We start from the raw sequence: 16,288 nt of genomic DNA, 5'->3' as shown, positions 1-16,288 counted from the left end.
CTTCGACGCGAGGTTTTTTTCGGCTTTTCGCCTGGCGAAAATGCCCTGAAAACGGCCTCAACGCCCCACAAGAGGGCGTTTTTGGCGGCTATTGACATCCCACAGGCTTTCGGATTGACTCATAGCCTACCCCCCGCATGATTGAAATTTTTAACAAAAAAGGTGTTGCATCATGTCGGTACCCCAGCGTGCCGTTCAGCTCACTGAACCGAGCGAGTTCCTCAAGGAACATCCCGAGGTCCAGTTCGTCGACCTTCTTATTGCAGACATGAATGGCGTGGTTCGCGGCAAGCGGATCGAACGCAACAGTCTGAACAAAGTCTTCGAGAAAGGTATCAATCTCCCCGCTTCCCTGTTCGCCCTCGACATCACCGGCTCCACCGTGGAGAGCACCGGCCTGGGTCTCGACATCGGCGACGCCGACCGGATCTGCTATCCGATCCCCGGCACCCTCTCCATGGAGCCCTGGCAGAAGCGCCCCACCGCGCAACTGCTGATGACCATGCATGAGCTGGAAGGCGAGCCCTTCTTCGCCGATCCCCGCGAAGTCCTGCGCCAGGTGGTGGAGAAATTCACCGAGATGGAACTGACCATCGTCGCCGCCTTCGAACTGGAGTTCTACCTGATCGACCAGGAGAACGTGAACGGCCGGCCGCAGCCGCCGCGCTCGCCGATCTCCGGCAAGCGTCCGCAGTCGGTGCAGGTGTATTCCATCGACGACCTCGACGAATACGTCGAGTGCCTTCAGGACATCATCGACGGCGCCCGCGCCCAGGGCATCCCGGCCGACGCCATCGTCGCCGAATCCGCTCCGGCGCAGTTCGAGGTCAACCTCAACCACGTCAACGATGCCCTCAAGGCCTGCGACCACGCGGTGCTGCTCAAGCGCCTGGTCAAGAACATCGCCTACGACCACGAGATGGACACCACCTTCATGGCCAAGCCCTATCCGGGCCAGGCCGGGAACGGACTGCACGTGCACATCTCGCTGCTCGACAAGCACGGCAACAACATCTTCACCAGCGAGGATCCCGAGCAGAACGCCGCATTGCGCCATGCGATCGGCGGTGTGCTCGAGACCCTACCGGCCTCCATGGCCTTCCTCTGCCCCAACGTCAACTCCTACCGCCGCTTCGGTTCGCAGTTCTACGTGCCGAACGCGCCGAGCTGGGGCCTGGACAACCGCACCGTGGCCCTGCGCGTGCCCACCGGCAGCCCGGACGCGGTGCGCCTGGAGCACCGCGTGGCGGGCGCCGACGCCAACCCCTACCTGCTGCTGGCAGCGGTGCTGGCCGGGGTCCACCACGGGCTGAGCAACAAGGTCGAGCCGGGCGCGCCGATCGAAGGCAACTCCTACGAGCAGATGGAGCCGAGCCTGCCGAACAACCTGCGCGACGCCCTGCGCGAGCTGGACGAAAGCGAGATCATGGCGAAGTACATCGACCCGAAGTACATCGACATCTTCGTCGCCTGCAAGGAAAGCGAGCTGGAGGAGTTCGAGCACTCGATCTCCGACCTCGAGTACAACTGGTACCTGCATACCGTCTGAGGTAGCGGTATCGGCGCGCCGGCCCCGGGCCGGCGCCGTACGCAGCGAAATCCGGGGCGGTTTCGCAGACACTCAACGCGGGGGCGTCTGTGTCTGGGAAACCGCCCCGGTCCTTTTCTCGCAACCGGGAAATGTGCGCCACGGCACAGCCTGCCGCCACGCCTCCCGCCAGACTCGAGGCTGGCCTGCATCAATGCCGCGACCTTCCGGCTGCGGCACCATCGTCCGCTCCGTTCCGTCCAGCGAGAAGACCCCATGCCCCGCCTTTCCGTCCTGCTGTTCCTCGCTTTCGCGCCCTGGCTGGCCCAGGCCGAGGAAACCCTGCGCGTCTACAACTGGAACGACTACATCGACCCGCAGGTGCTCGAGGCCTTCCAGAAGGACACCGGCATCCGCGTCGAGTACCACACCTTCGCCACCGCCGAGGAACTGGACAGGGCGTTGCGCAGCGGCGAGCCGATCGACGTCGCCGTGCCCTCCCACGACACCCTGCCGGCCCTGCTGAAGGACAACCTGCTGCGACCGCTGGACTTCGCCCGGCTGCCCAACCGCAGCCACCTCGACCGCCAGTTGCTGAGCAAGCTGGCCGCGGTCGACCCCGACAACCGCCACGCCATACCCTATCTATGGGGTGCCGTCGGCCTGGCGATCAATACCCCGCAGGCCGAAGCCGCCTATGGCGGGCCGCTGCCCGACAGCTGGAGCCTGCTGTTCGACGCCAGCCAGAGCCAGCGCCTGAAGAGCTGCGGCATCAGCCTGCTGGACGCCCCGGACGAAACCCTGGCGATCCTCCTCAACTACCAGGGGCGCAACCTCGGTCGCACCGCGCCGAGCCAGGTACGCCGCGCCGCCGATGCGCTGCACGGGCTGCGGCCGAACCTGCGCTACGTCGACAGCGAACGCTACATCGCCGATCTCGAGGGCGGCAGGCTCTGCGTGGCGATGGCCTGGGTCGGCGATGCCCTGCGCGCGGCCAAGGCCGGCCAGCCGGTGAGCTTCACGGTGCCGCAGGAGGGCTCGGTGCTGTTCATCGACAACCTGGTGATCCCCGCCAGCGCCCAGCATCCGCAGCAGGCGCTGCGCTTCATCGACTACCTGATGCAGCCGCAGGTCGCCGCGCAGATCACCGCCGCCACCCTCTATCCCAGCGGCAACGCCGACGCCGCCGGCTTCCTCGATCCCGCCCTGCGCCAGCAACCGGGCCTGTACCCGGACCGCGACACCAGCCGCCGCCTGTTCGCCCTGGAAACGCCGCCGGAGAAGCTCCAGCCGGTGCTCGGAGAAATCTGGCAGGCATTCCGCGACGCCGCCCACTGAGCGGCTTGCCCCGGCCGCGTGAGCTGGCGTCCAATAGCCGCTCACGCCCGGAGACCCGCCATGCAGCCCACCTCGCCCACCCGCAAGCCCCGCGCCAGCAGCCAGGCCCGGATCGCCGCGATCCTCGATGCCGCCCGCGGCCTGCTCGCCGACGAAGGCATCGGCGGCCTGTCCATCTACAGCGTGGCCGAACGCGCGGAAATGCCGCCGTCGTCGGTCTACCACTTCTTCCCCAGCGTGCCGGCCCTGCTCCAGGGGCTGACCGGCGAGGTCCACGCCGCCTTCCGCGCCTGCCTCGAACGGCCGGTGGATCACGCCGGCCTGCGCTGCTGGCGCGACCTGTCGCGGATCGTCGAGGAGCGCATGCTAGCGGTCTATGCCCGCGACGCGGCGGCCCGCCAGCTGATTCTCGCCAGCCACGGCCTGGCCGAAGTCACCCAGGCCGATCGCCAGCACGACGTGCAACTCGGCCAGGCCATGCGCGCCCTGTTCGAACGGCATTTCCTGCTGCCACCGCTGCCGACCGATATCGAGATCTTCAGCCTGGCCATGGAACTCGGCGATCGCGTCTACGCGTTGTCGGTACAGCGTCACGGGACCATCGACGCGCGCCTGGCGGAAGAAGGCATGCGGGTTTTCGACGCCTACCTGGGCCTGTACCTGCCGCCTTTTCTGGAAAAACGCAGTGAACCTTAAACAGATTTTTATCCGATTAAAATCAATATAAAACCTTATTTATTTGAAAAAACCGCTTCACTAGCCGATTTTTATCGGATATAAATCCGCCCGTTCCTCGAACGGGCGCGACACCCCGTTGCCGCCCGCCCGACCCGCAACCGGCCGCCACCAAGCCCGGCAGCCAACCGAGCCAGCACACGAGGTGTTCCATGTCCCGCAACGTCACCGTCGCCGCCACCCAGATGGCCTGCTCCTGGGATCGCCCGGCGAACATCGCCCGCGCCGAGAAACTGGTGCGCCAGGCCGCCGCCAGGGGTGCGCAGATCATCCTGATCCAGGAACTGTTCGAGACCCCGTACTTCTGCCAGAAGCCGAACCCGGACTACCTGCAGCTGGCCACCACCGTCGAGGAGAATGCCGCCATCGCCCACTTCCAGGCCCTCGCCCGGGAATTGCAGGTAGTGCTGCCGATCAGCTTCTTCGAACGTGCAGGGCGCGCCCGCTTCAACAGCATCGCGATCATCGACGCCGATGGCAGCAATCTGGGAATCTACCGCAAGAGCCACATCCCGGACGGCCCGGGCTACCACGAGAAGTACTACTTCAATCCGGGCGACACCGGCTTCAAGGTCTGGCAGACCCGCTACGCCCGGATCGGCGTCGGTATCTGCTGGGACCAGTGGTTCCCCGAATCGGCGCGCAGCATGGCGCTGCTCGGCGCGGAACTCCTGTTCTACCCGACCGCCATCGGTAGCGAGCCGCACGACGCCAGCATCAGCTCGCGCGATCACTGGCAGCGCGTGCAGCAGGGCCATGCCGGGGCCAACCTGATGCCGCTGGTGGCTTCCAACCGCATCGGCCGCGAGGAGCAGGACGGCTACGACATCACCTTCTATGGTTCTTCGTTCATCGCCGACCCGTTCGGCGAGAAAGTCGAGGAGCTGAACCGCACCGAGGAAGGTATCCTTGTCCACACCTTCGACCTCGATGCGCTGGAGCGCACCCGCAGTGCCTGGGGCGTGTTCCGCGACCGCCGGCCGAACCTCTACGGTCCGTTGAAGACCCTGGACGGTTCGCTGGAGTCCTGAGGACTCGGAAAACGATCCGCGCCGGCGTCCGCCGCGCATAGCAACGATTTCAGGAGCAGCGATGAGCAATCCGACCAGCACCCCACGCGCCGACGGCTTCCGCATGCCCGCCGAATGGGAACCCCACGAGCAGACCTGGATGGTCTGGCCGGAGCGTCCGGACAACTGGCGCAACGGCGGCAAGCCGGCGCAGGCGGCCTTCACCGCGGTGGCCAAGGCCATCGCCCGCTTCGAACCGGTCACCGTCTGCGCCAGCGCCGCGCAATACGAGAATGCCCGCGCGCGCCTCGACGACACCAACATCCGCGTGGTGGAGATCAGCACCGACGACGCCTGGGTCCGCGATACCGGACCGACCTTCGTCATCGACGACCAGGGCGATGTACGCGGCGTCGACTGGGGCTTCAATGCCTGGGGCGGCTTCGAAGGCGGCCTGTATTTCCCCTGGCAGCGCGACGACCAGGTGGCGCGTAAGATCCTCGAGATCGAGCGGCGCGCCCGCTACCGCACCGACGACTTCGTCCTCGAGGGCGGCTCGATCCATGTCGACGGCGAAGGCACCCTGATCACCACCGAGGAATGCCTGCTCAACCACAACCGCAACCCGCACCTGAGCCAGGCGGAGATCGAAGGGATCCTTCGCGACCACCTCGCGGTGGACAGCATCATCTGGCTGCCCAACGGCCTGTACAACGACGAGACCGACGGCCACGTCGACAACTTCTGCTGCTACGTGCGTCCCGGCGAGGTGCTACTGGCCTGGACCGACGACCAGGACGACCCGAACTACCTGCGCTGCCAGGCCGCACTCCGTATCCTGGAAGAAAGCCGCGACGCCAAGGGCCGCAAGCTGGTGGTGCACAAGATGCCGATTCCCGGCCCGCTGTACGCGACCCAGGAAGAGTGCGACGGGGTGGACATCGTCGAGGGCAGCCAGCCGCGCGATCCGTCGATCCGCCTGGCCGGTTCCTACGTGAACTTCCTCATCGTCAACGGCGGCATCGTCGCGCCGAGCTTCGACGATCCGAAGGACGCCGAGGCCAGGGCAATCCTCCAGCGCGTGTTCCCCGAGCACGAGGTGGTGATGGTGCCGGGCCGCGAGATCCTCCTCGGCGGCGGCAACATCCATTGCATCACCCAGCAGCAACCGGCGCCACGCAAGGCCTGACGGGCCGGCCCGCAACGCCGGGTGGTGTCCCGAACGAAAAAGCCCGCGTCCCCCCGGGAGGATGCGGGCTTTTTCGTGCCCGGCCGGCGCTTACAGCAGCGGCAGGGTGTAGCTGACGATCAGGCGGTTCTCGTCCTGGTCGCGCTGGTTGTTGCTCGAACCGGCGGCCGGCAGGCCGCTGCGGAAGGAGGCGTTCTTCCAGGTGAAGCCCAGGCCCTTGAAGGTGCCGTCCGGGATCACGTAGGCCAGGGAGATATCGCGTTCCCACTCGCTCTGGTCGCCGCGCGCGGTCTTGATCTTGTCGCCGCTCAGGTAAATGGTGTTGAAGGTCAGGCCCGGCACGCCGACGGTAGCGAAGTCGTAGCCGTAGCGGACCTGCCAGGTGCGCTCGCCGGCACGCTGGAACTTGCCGATCTGCACGTCGGTGATCAGGTACGCGGTGGAACCTTCGCCATCGCCACGGTTCAGGAACGGGAAGTCGCTGTCGCCGTTGAGGATCTGGTAGCCGGCGCCGATGCTGTGGCCGCTGACGGTATAGGTGAAGAGACCGCTGAAGGCGCGGTTGTCGACTTCGCCCTTGGTCACGCCGCTGCCGTAGTAGCCGCTGCTGACATAGCCGTCGGCACGGCCGGAACGGCTGCCGTTCTTGCCGTCGGAGCTGCTGTCGAAGGCGCGCAGGTCGGTCTTCAGGACGCCCGGGCCGATCTGCCAGTTATGGATCAGGCCGAGGAAGTGCTGCTTGTAGAAGTCGTCCAGGTTGCCGTAGTAGTACTGCAGGGTCAGGTCCTTGTTGACCTTGTAGTCGCCACCCGCGTAGTAGAACTTGTTGCTGTCGCGCGAACTGGCGCTGCTGCCGTTGGCGCCGGCGATGCTCAGGCTGCGATTGTCGGTGGAGTTGCGGCCCTTGGAATGCTCCAGTTGGCCGGCGACCAGGGTGAAGTCCTTGAGGTCGGTCGAGGTGACCTGGCCACCCTCGAAGGTGACCGGCAGCAGGCGGCCATCGTTGTAGGTGACCACCGGCAGCTTCGGCTGCAGGGTGCCATAGCGGAACTCGGTGTTGGACACCTTGGCCTTGGCGGTCAGGCCCAGGCTGGCGAAGTCGTGCACCGGCTCGCCGTCGCTTTCCAGCGGGAACACGGTGCCCGGCTGCCGGTCCAGGCCGTTCTTGCCGGCACGGCCGCCGCCGTCCAGGCGCACGCCGAGCAGGCCCAGCGCGTCGACGCCGAAGCCGACGGTGCCCTGGGTGAAGCCCGACTGGTAATTCAGGATGAAGCCCTGGCCCCACTCTTCCTGCTTGCTCGGCGAGGCGCTGCCATTGCGGTTGTCGGTGTTGATGTAGAAGTTGCGCAGGGTCAGCGATGCCTTGCTGTCCTCGATGAAACCGGCGGCGACCGCCTGCTGCGCCAGGGCACCGAGGGTACCGGCGGTGATGGCCAGAGCCAGTCGTGACTTGTTGATCTTGCGACTCTTCATTGGTCTTTTCCCCATTGGTATTGCTAATTGTCTTCCGGTCGGGGGAGGTGGATCGCGTGGGCCCGACCGGTCGTTGAAACACTGAGCGCCGTACCATCCCGGAAGATGGCGCGCGCGAAACTCGGTATTCGATGGATCAGGAAACGGCGCAACCCGCGGCGATGGAACGACGGGGCAGGCAAGCAGGCAGGAAGGCAGCGAACGGAAGCGTGTGCATGGGCGTACTCGTGTCTTGTTATTGTGCGGCGGGTGTCTCGACCCACCGCCAGTGAAGGCAATTTGTAAGCCAATCTTTCCATCAGGCTCCGCCTTCGCGTCCTCTCGGGCTTCCTGCCCTTCTCCCGGCTGACGGGGCCGAAGGGTATCGGCAGAAAACCGCCTATTACAGCTTTCTTTCTGGCGAGTTACCGCCAAGTTTCAGAAGTCGTTATTTCCCTCGCTTTATAGCGCGTAGGTAATAAACAGTAAAATATTCGCAATAAACCTAAAAAGAATTAATTATTCACATTTAATAGCTTTAAGGAATATTCTACCGCAGCGCCGACTTCCGGTCGCCTCCCCAAAGAGGTATTCCGTGGTCCTGTCGACAAAACGGAAACGTTTGCCCGCTGCTCAGCCCACCACGATGCAGTCCTTGCCCTGGCGCTTGGCCGAGTACATCGCGGCGTCGGCCCGGCTGTAGAGGGCGCCGAGCCCCTCGTCATCGGCCTGGAGGACCGTCAGGCCCTGGCTGACGGTGATCCCGAAGCTGTGCTCGCCCTCCTGGAAGCGCAGGCGTTGCACCTCGCGCTGCAGGCGTTCACCGATCTGTCGCGCGGTCTGCTCATCGCAGCCGGGCAGCAGCACGGCGAACTCCTCGCCGCCGATCCGCCCGAACAGGTCGCCACGGCGCAGCGCGGCGCTGCCGCTCTGGGCGATACGCTGGAGGACCTGGTCGCCGACCTGGTGGCCGAAGCGGTCGTTGATCTTCTTGAAGTCATCGACATCCAGCAGCAGGAACGCCAACGGTATCCCCTCGCGGCGACACTCCTTGAAGGCCGCCTCGGCACTGTCGAAGAAGTAGCGACGGTTGCTGCTCTGGGTCAGCACGTCGGTGGTGGCCAGCCGTTGCAGCTCGCTCTCCATGCGCTTCTTGTCGGTGATGTCCTCGGCGATGCCGACCACCATCAGCGGCAGTCCCGCCTCGCCCTGGCGGCTGACGAAGCACTTGTCGTTGAGCCAGCGGACCTCGCCGTCGCCGCGCACGATGCGGTATTCGCGCTGCTCCACGGCGCCGCGCTCGAGCACCTGGCGCAGGCTGCTGTCGGCATAGTCGAGGTCGTCCGGGTAGATGCTGTTGCGCCATTCCTCGTAGTCCGCCAGCAGCAGCGCCGCGGAACGGCCAAAGATTTTCTCGTAGGCGGGGCTGACGTAGACCATTCGCCGGTTCTGCCAGTCGTAGGCCCAGAGTACCGAATTGACGCTGGCCAACAGCGCGCTGAAAAGTTGCTCGCGCTCCTTCAGCCGGGCCACTTCGGCGCGGCTGTGCAACAGGGCCAGCGCGGCCTCCTGGGGGTCTTCGGGAATGCTGGGTAGATCGTCCATGGATCGTCGCTCTGCTTGCGGAACCGCTTCGACCGCCAACTTAGCGCAGGGGTCGCGGCAATACGGAAATGCCCGCCGAACGGCAGGAAAAGCCTTCAGCAAGTGCGCCCGGTCACAGTTGTCGAGCGATGCCGCTCATATTCGCCGGTGCCTGCGCGCCCAACTGTTCCTGCGCCTCGAACAGCGAGCTCAGGAACAGGCTCAGGGTCGGCCGTTCGTCGTGGCCCTGGCGGGTGACGCAGTGGAACTCCGAATCGTAGGCCAGCTGGCTGGGACGGATCGCCCGCATGCGGCCCTCGGCGACCCAGTTGGCGGCGTAGTGGGTCGGCAGGTAGCCGATGTAGGTACCGCTGAAGACCAGGGTGGCGATGGCCTCCATGGTATAGGCGTTGATTCCGTGGCGAAAACGCAGGTCGTGCGGTCGCTGGTTCTCCGCCATGTAGCCGCGCCCGACGTAGTCGGCGGCACAGATCTCGTCGAGCGTCGGCTCGTCGTCCGCACGGGCGAAGAACGGATGCGCGCGGCCGCAATAGAGGTTCTGCTCCTCGCGGAACAGCGGCTGGTAGCAGAGCCCGGACAGCCGATGATGGAAGGCCCCCACCGCCAGTTGCAGGCGTTCCTCCAGCACCGCGTGCTCGAGCTCGTCGGGACGCCGCGTGTGCAGGTTGAGCCGGACCTCCGGAGCGCGCTGGCGGAACAACCGGATGGCCAGCGGCAGGGGCAGGCAGTGCTGGCCGATGACCCCGTCGACGCAGCCCAGGTGCAGCGCCTCGCGGTCGCGCCCGCCGAGGCCGCGAACCTGTTCGCGGAAACGGGCGATATCGCTGAACAGGCCGAGCGCGGCGTCGTACAGCTCCTGGCCTTCCTCGGTCAGCTGGAACCCGCCGTTGCCGCGCCGGCACAAGGAATAGCCCAGGCGCACCTCCAGATCGCGGACCAGCACGCTAAGGCGCGACAGGCTGGTGTTCAGGCGCGCCTGGGCGGCAGTGAAACCGCCGGCCTCGACGATGGCGCAGAAGGTGCGCAGCAGGCGCAGGTCGATGTCGTTGAGATTGCCCAGCATTCCCCGCTCCCGTGGCGTCCAGGACCCTCTCCGTTATAGCGCCAAAGCCGACCCCGCGGAACGCCGTCAGGCGCTTCGCGCGGCCGACTCGGCGAGCAGGCAGAGCAGTTCGAACATCATGGTCGCGCCGACCAGCGCGGTGGCGCCGCCGACATCGAACGGCGGCGAGACCTCGACCACGTCGGCGCCGACCAGGTCCAGCCCGCGCAGGCCTCGGACCAGTTGCTGGGCCTGGAGGCTGGTCATGCCGCCGATCTCCGGGGTGCCGGTGCCAGGGGCGAAGGCCGGGTCGAGCACGTCGACGTCGAAACTCACGTAGGTCGGCCCGTCGCCCACTACCCGTCGCGCTTCGACCAGGGTCGCCTCGACGCCCAGCTCGACGAACTCCTCCATGTGGATCACCCGGATCCCGCATTCGCGGGCGAAAGCGTCGTCGTTCGGCGAATACACCGAGCCGCGGATGCCGATCTGCACCGTGCGCCGCGGATCGAGCAGGCCCTCCTCGATGGCCCGGCGGAACGGCGTGCCGTGGGTGTAGGGGTTGTCGCCGAAGTAGCGGTCGTTGGTATCGGAATGCGCATCGAAATGCACCATGCCCAGCGGCCGCTCGCGACCCAGGGCGCGAAAGATCGGCAGGGTCACCAGGTGGTCGCCGCCGATCGACAGCGGCAGGGTGCCGGCGGCATGTACCTGGCGATAGAAACCTTCGATACGGCGCAGCGAATCGAGCAGGTCGATGGGATTCACCGGCGCGTCGCCGAGGTCACCGACCCGCACCAGGTCGTAGGGCGCGATGCGGCTGACGTGATGCACCTTGCGCATCAGGCTGGACAGGTTGCGCACCTCGCGCGGGCCATGGCGGGCGCCGGCGCGGTTGGTGGTGCCGCCGTCCCAGGGCACGCCGATCAGGCCGACCCGCACCGCGGCCGGGTCGGTGAAGGCCGGCAGGCGCATGAAGGTCGGGATACCGGCGAAGCGGGGAATCTCGGCGGCGTCGAGGGGCTGCGGATTGTCGTTGGACATGAAGGAATCTCCGTGTGGCGGGAAGAAGGCGCCGGACGCCCGGCGCCGCATGGATCATTCCGGCTGGGCGCGCAGGCCGGCGGCGGGGCGCGTGGCCAGGCTGACCACGACGAAGGTCGCCAGGCTGGCCAGCAGGCCGTAGACGATCGGCGAGTTGGCGAGCAGGCCGTCGCGAGCCATGCAGGCGACCACCGCCAGGCAGCCGACGACGATGCTGGCGATCGCCCCCTGCGGGCTGGCGCGGCGCCACAGCAATGCGCCGACGATGGGTACCAGCAGGCCGCCGACCAGCAGGTTGTAGGCGATGCTCAGGGCGGCTATGACATCGTTGACCAGGCACGCCAGGGCCAGCATCGCCACGCCCATCAGCAGGGTGATGCAACGGCTCAGGCGGATGTCGCTGGTAGTTCCGGGGCGCAGGAAACGCGCGTAGATGTCTTCCTGCAGCACGGTGGCCGCCGCCAGCAGGCAGCCGCTGGCGGTGGACATGATCGCCGACAGCGCGGCCGCCACCACCAGGCCGCGCAGGCCCGGCGCGAGCACCTCGCGGGTGATCTCGGCGTAGGCGTTCTCCGGCACCGCCAGGTCCGGCAGCAGCACCCGTGCCGCCGCGCCGATCAACGCGCAAGCGGTGCCATAGAGCATGCAGTAGACCCCGGCGCCGAGCCCGGCGTAGCGCACCACCGTCTCGCTACGCGCGGTGAACACCCGCTGCCAGATGTCCTGGCCGATCAGCGCGCCGAAGAAATACAGCAGGAAGTAGGTGAGGATGGTGTCCAGGCCGATCTGGCCGAGGTCGAAGAAGCCCGCCGGCAGCGCTTCCCGCATGCCCCCCAGGCCGCCGGCGCCGTCGATCGACAGTGGCAGCAGGACGAGGAAGATACCGATGGTCTTGATCACGAATTGGATGATGTCGGTGAGGGTCAGCGACCACATGCCGCCGATCACCGAATAGACGATGACGATCCCGCCTCCGCAGAGGATCGCCGGGATCCGCGGGATACCGAAGACCACCTCGGTAACCGAGCCGATGGCGATGGTCGCGGTGACCGCCACCATCAGGTCGTAGGCGACCATCACCACCCCGCCGATCAGCCGCGAGGAGGCCTGGTAGCGCTGTTCCAGCACCTGGGTCACGGTGAATACCCGCAGGCGCGCGATCTGCCGCGAGAACACCAGGCTGAGGACGATGATCCCCAGGCCGAGCATGAACACCAGCCACAAGCCGGACAGGCCGAACTGGTAGCCGAGCTTGACCGTGCCGATGGTCGAGGCGCCGCCGAGCACCACCGCCGCCATGGTGCCCAGGTAGAGGCCGGGGCCGAGACGGCGTCCGGCGACGAGGAAGTCGCTCTGGCTCCTCGCCTTGCGCATTCCGTACCAGCCCAGGCCCAGCATGGCCAGGGCGTAGACCAGCATGATCAGGTAATCCAGCAACATCGCCCGCGCTCCTCTTCTTGTTGTTCTGCGTGAGGCCCGGCGCAACGCCGGGGCACGCCGAAGATAGGCCGGGCGCCGCCCGCGCTGAATCCCGGATCAGGCAAGCCGACTTGCGGAGGAAGAGAAGTAACGGCGGGATGTCGCCCTGGAGACGCCGAAACGCAACGCGCCGGCAGGAGCCGGCGCGTTGGAGAGGCGGCTGACGCACCCGCGAGGATGCGCCAGGCGTCAGGCGGGACGCAGCGAGTAGGTCTTCAGTTGCGCGGCGAACTCCTTCAGCGACTGGATGCCACTGGCTTCCGCCTCGTGCACCCAGTCTTTCATCGCAGCCAGCATGTCGTGGCCGTTGGCGCTGGTCTTGGCCCAGATCTGCTGCAACGCCAGGCGCTTCTCGTAGATCACCTTCAGCGCCTGGCTGTGGGCCAGCATCGAGTCGATGCGCACGTGGTGGCGGTCCTGCAGCAGGCTGGTCTCGCGCGACAGCAGGCGCTTGGCGCGGCGGAACAGATGGCGCACCGACTCGTCGGCCTTGGCCACTTCCTGCTTGACCAGCGGCGCGATCACCAGCTTGCGGTACTGCGCCATGATCTGGAAGCGGTTGTTGAGGATCGCCATGGCGGTGTCCATGTCCAGGCTGTGCTTGCCTTCGACCCGGTGGGCGATCGGCGCGACCCGGGCGACCCTGGCCAGGCGCAGGAAGCTGAACAGCTTGATCCAGGCCCAGCCCAGGTCGAACTCCCACTTCTTCACCGACAGCTTGGCCGAGTTCGGATAGGTGTGGTGGTTGTTGTGCAGCTCTTCGCCGCCGATGAGGATGCCCCAGGGAACCAGGTTGGTGGCGGCGTCGCGGCATTCGAAGTTGCGGTAGCCGACCGCGTGGCCGAGGCCGTTGACCACGCCGGCGGCCCAGAATGGAATCCATGCCATCTGCACCGCCCAGACGGTCAGGCCGAGGGCACCGAACAGGGCCAGGTCGATGAGCGCCATCAGCACCACGCCGCCGATCGGGAAGCGCGAGTAGAGGTTGCGCTCGATCCAGTCGTCCGGGCAGTTCTTGCCGTAGATGCGCAGGGTGTCCTGGTTCTTCGCCTCGGCCTTGTACAGTTCCGCGCCAGCGCGCAGGACGGTGAACAGGCCCTTGTGCACCGGGCTGTGCGGGTCCTCGACGGTCTCGCACTTGGCATGGTGCTTACGGTGGATCGCGGTCCATTCGCGAGTGTTCATCCCTGTGGTCAACCACAACCAGAAACGGAAGAAGTGCTGCAGCGCGGGGTGCAGGTCGAGTGCACGGTGGGCGGAATAGCGATGCAGGTAGACGGTCACGCTGACGATGGTGATATGCGTCAGCACCAGGGTAACTGCCACCAGTTGCCACGGCGACAGGTCGAGAAAACCGTTGAACCACATAGGCGGTACTGAACCTCGGGGGGGTATGGGAGTGATGAGGGGCCTTGTCTGACAAAACCTGGGGGCATTATCACCAAGCAGCGGGGGATTACCATCCGTTCTTTTAGATATGAACAGGCCCGGATGGCCATCATTTATACTGCCCGGCCAATAATTGCCCACTGAACATCCCATGAACCCCCGCCTGAGTGCCCTTCGCCTGAGCCTGGCCTACCTGGCAGTCGCCATCGCCTGGGCCTTCCTGAGCGATCATTTGTTACAAAACCAGGTACAGGACCACGACCAACTGGTCTTCTGGATGACCGCCAAGCGTCTGTTCTTCTTCGCCGCCACCGGCCTGCTCCTGTACCTCTACCTGGTACGCCAGTTCCGCCGCAAGGCCCAGGCCTACGATGAGTTGCACGGCAGCGAACAGCGTCTGAACCGGGCCCTGGAGGCAGTGCGCGACGGGCTCTGGGACTGGGACCTGGTGACCGGCAGGATGTTCGTCTCGCCCGGCTACGCGGCCCTGGTGGGGCTGACGCCGGAGGAGCTCGGCGACCCCATCGAGACCTGGAAGAAGCGCCTGCACCCGGAGGAGTTCGCCACCGTGCTGGAGGCCCACCGCAACCACTTGCAGGGCCTGACCGACAACCTCGACCACATCTACCGCCTGCGTCACAAGGACGGCGACTACCGCTGGATCCACTCGCGCGGCCGGGTCCTGCGCGACGCCCTGGGCAAGCCGCTGCACTACACCGGAGTGGCTCGCGACATCACCTTGCAGCGGCTCAAGGAAGACCACCTGCGCCAGGCCGCGGCGGTGTTCGACAGCACCCGCGAAGGTGTGCTGGTCACCGACGCCCAGGCGGTGATCGTCCACGTCAATCCTTCCTTCGAGCGCATCACCGGCTACCGCTCCGAGGACGTGCTCGGCAAGACCCCGGCGATCCTCCGTTCCGGCCGCCAAGACCAGGCGTTCTACCAGCGCCTGTGGCTGGCCCTGCGTGAACAGGACGTGTGGAGCGGGGAGATCTGGAACCGTCGCAAGAGCGGCGAGATCTACCCGCAGTGGCTGCACATCCGCGCGGTGCGCAACGATCAGGGCCAGCTGACCCACTACGTCGGGGTGTTCTCCGACCTGAGCAGCATCAAGCGCTCGGAGAACGAGTTGGACTTCCTCGCCCACCACGACTCGCTGACCGGGCTGCCCAACCGCGTTTTGCTGCGCCAGCGCATCGAGCAGGCGCTGGAGGACGGCAAGGACCGGGCGGTGGCCGGCGCCCTGCTGCTGATCGACCTCGACCATTTCAAGCACATCAACGACAGCCTCGGCCACACCACCGGCGACATGCTGCTCAAGGAAGTCAGCAAGCGCCTGCAGCACCAGCTCGGCGAACGCTGCCTGCTGTCACGCCTGGGCGGCGACGAGTTCGCCATTCTCGTCGAGAACGACGACCCGGAAGCCGTCGCGCGTCTCTCGCAGCGCATCCTCGACGGTTTCAACGCGCCGTTCGACATCCACTGCCAGCCGATCTATATCAGCGCCAGCCTCGGTGTCAGCCTCTACCCGGAGGACGCCAGCGATGTCGACCACTTGATGCAGCACGCCGACGCCGCGCTGTTCCAGGCCAAGGACAGCGGGCGCAACGCCTACGCCTTCTATACCCGCGTACTGACCGCCCGGGCTCGCGCCCACGTCCAGGTGGAATCGGCGCTGCGCCACGCGCTGGACCACGACGAGCTGCGCGTCCACTACCAGCCGGTGCACGACCTGGCCAGTGGGCGGATCGTCGGCGTCGAGTCGCTGGTGCGCTGGCAGCATCCCGAGCGCGGCCTGGTGCCGCCGGGCGAGTTCGTCCCGGTGGCGGAGGAGTGCGGGCTGATCGCCGCGCTGGACAACTGGGTGCTCAAGCGCGCCTGCCGGCAGATGCGCGAGTGGCAGGACCGAGGCGTCGGACTGGAGTTCATCGCGGTCAACGTCTCCAGCCGGCTATTCAACCGCGGCGGCCTGGAGGAGCGGATCGCCAATGCCTTGGAGGAATCCGGCCTGGAACCACGCTATCTGGAACTGGAAGTTACCGAGAGCGCGGTGATGGAGGACTTCGAGCAGTCCCTCAACCTGCTCTGCCGCCTGCGCATCCTCGGCGTGAACCTGGCCATCGACGACTTCGGCACCGGCTATTCCTCGCTGATGCGGCTCAAGCGCCTGCCGGTGCACAAGCTGAAGATCGACCAGGGCTTCGTCGCCGGCCTGCCCGGCGCGGTGGATGACGCGGCGATCGCCCGCGCGATCATCGCCCTGGCCCAGAGCATGGGTCTGCGGGTGGTGGCCGAAGGCATCGAGCACCAGGACCAGGCATTGTTCCTTCGCGAGCACGGCTGCGACTTCGGCCAGGGCTACTGGTACGGGCGCCCGCAACCACCGGAAACGCTGCGCTTCGACGCACCGCCGGTGGCGCTGCCGGAAGACTGAGAGCGGGCGGCCGGTCGCCGCGCCGACTTATAACCAGTTTACC

The 16,288-nt window shown here is 66.2% G+C and carries 12 protein-coding genes; 6 read left to right on the top strand and 6 right to left on the bottom strand.

Annotated features, from left to right (window positions below; all coding sequences use genetic code 11):
• Nucleotides 1–172 precede the first annotated feature (172 nt).
• The 5 genes from PSPA7_RS01825 (at nucleotide 173) to aguA (ending at nucleotide 5,800) form a co-directional block, all read left to right on the top strand.
• A complete protein-coding gene (locus PSPA7_RS01825) occupies nucleotides 173–1,549 on the top strand; it encodes a glutamine synthetase family protein (RefSeq protein ID WP_012073921.1) in 1,377 nt (458 codons plus the stop codon).
• A 255-nt stretch (nucleotides 1,550–1,804) separates the two neighbouring features.
• Nucleotides 1,805–2,866, top strand: coding sequence for a polyamine ABC transporter substrate-binding protein (locus tag PSPA7_RS01820; protein ID WP_003154592.1), 1,062 nt, complete (start codon nucleotides 1,805–1,807; stop codon nucleotides 2,864–2,866).
• Between the two features lie 60 nt (nucleotides 2,867–2,926).
• Nucleotides 2,927–3,562, top strand: coding sequence for a TetR/AcrR family transcriptional regulator (locus tag PSPA7_RS01815; protein WP_003154590.1), 636 nt, complete (start codon nucleotides 2,927–2,929; stop codon nucleotides 3,560–3,562).
• A gap of 191 nt (nucleotides 3,563–3,753) precedes the next feature.
• Complete coding sequence (gene aguB / locus PSPA7_RS01810) at nucleotides 3,754–4,632, top strand: N-carbamoylputrescine amidase (protein WP_003154588.1); 879 nt, start codon at nucleotides 3,754–3,756, stop codon at nucleotides 4,630–4,632.
• 61 nt (nucleotides 4,633–4,693) lie between these two features.
• Nucleotides 4,694–5,800, top strand: coding sequence for an agmatine deiminase (gene aguA / locus PSPA7_RS01805; protein ID WP_012073920.1), 1,107 nt, complete (start codon nucleotides 4,694–4,696; stop codon nucleotides 5,798–5,800).
• 90 nt (nucleotides 5,801–5,890) lie between these two features.
• On the opposite strand, the gene PSPA7_RS01800 is transcribed toward aguA, so the two are convergent.
• The 6 genes from PSPA7_RS01800 to desA form a co-directional block, all read right to left on the bottom strand.
• Entirely contained in the window at nucleotides 5,891–7,273 is a 1,383-nt protein-coding gene (locus PSPA7_RS01800) for an OprD family porin (protein ID WP_003154584.1), read from the bottom strand.
• A gap of 612 nt (nucleotides 7,274–7,885) precedes the next feature.
• Nucleotides 7,886–8,857 carry a GGDEF domain-containing protein gene (locus tag PSPA7_RS01795; protein WP_003154582.1) on the bottom strand — a complete coding sequence of 324 codons (972 nt, stop codon included), beginning with the start codon at nucleotides 8,855–8,857 and terminating at the stop codon, nucleotides 7,886–7,888.
• Nucleotides 8,858–8,969: 112 nt separating this feature from the next.
• Nucleotides 8,970–9,920, bottom strand: a complete 951-nt coding sequence (locus tag PSPA7_RS01790; RefSeq protein WP_012073919.1) for a LysR family transcriptional regulator — start codon at nucleotides 9,918–9,920, stop codon at nucleotides 8,970–8,972.
• A 66-nt stretch (nucleotides 9,921–9,986) separates the two neighbouring features.
• Nucleotides 9,987–10,943 carry an agmatinase gene (gene speB / locus PSPA7_RS01785; RefSeq protein ID WP_012073918.1) on the bottom strand — a complete coding sequence of 319 codons (957 nt, stop codon included), beginning with the start codon at nucleotides 10,941–10,943 and terminating at the stop codon, nucleotides 9,987–9,989.
• Between the two features lie 54 nt (nucleotides 10,944–10,997).
• Entirely contained in the window at nucleotides 10,998–12,383 is a 1,386-nt protein-coding gene (locus PSPA7_RS01780) for a sodium:solute symporter family protein (RefSeq protein ID WP_012073917.1), read from the bottom strand.
• Between the two features lie 228 nt (nucleotides 12,384–12,611).
• A complete protein-coding gene (gene desA, locus PSPA7_RS01775; RefSeq protein ID WP_003151768.1) occupies nucleotides 12,612–13,790 on the bottom strand; it encodes a delta-9 fatty acid desaturase DesA in 1,179 nt (392 codons plus the stop codon).
• 172 nt (nucleotides 13,791–13,962) lie between these two features.
• On the opposite strand from desA, the gene PSPA7_RS01770 reads away from it, so the two are divergent.
• A complete protein-coding gene (locus PSPA7_RS01770; RefSeq protein WP_012073916.1) occupies nucleotides 13,963–16,245 on the top strand; it encodes a putative bifunctional diguanylate cyclase/phosphodiesterase in 2,283 nt (760 codons plus the stop codon).
• Nucleotides 16,246–16,288 lie beyond the last annotated feature (43 nt).

It is taken from the genome of Pseudomonas paraeruginosa PA7 (assembly GCF_000017205.1).
In the GTDB taxonomy this organism is placed as follows: Bacteria; Pseudomonadota; Gammaproteobacteria; order Pseudomonadales; family Pseudomonadaceae; genus Pseudomonas; species Pseudomonas paraeruginosa.
This window is presented reverse-complemented; position numbering and strand designations above follow the sequence as displayed.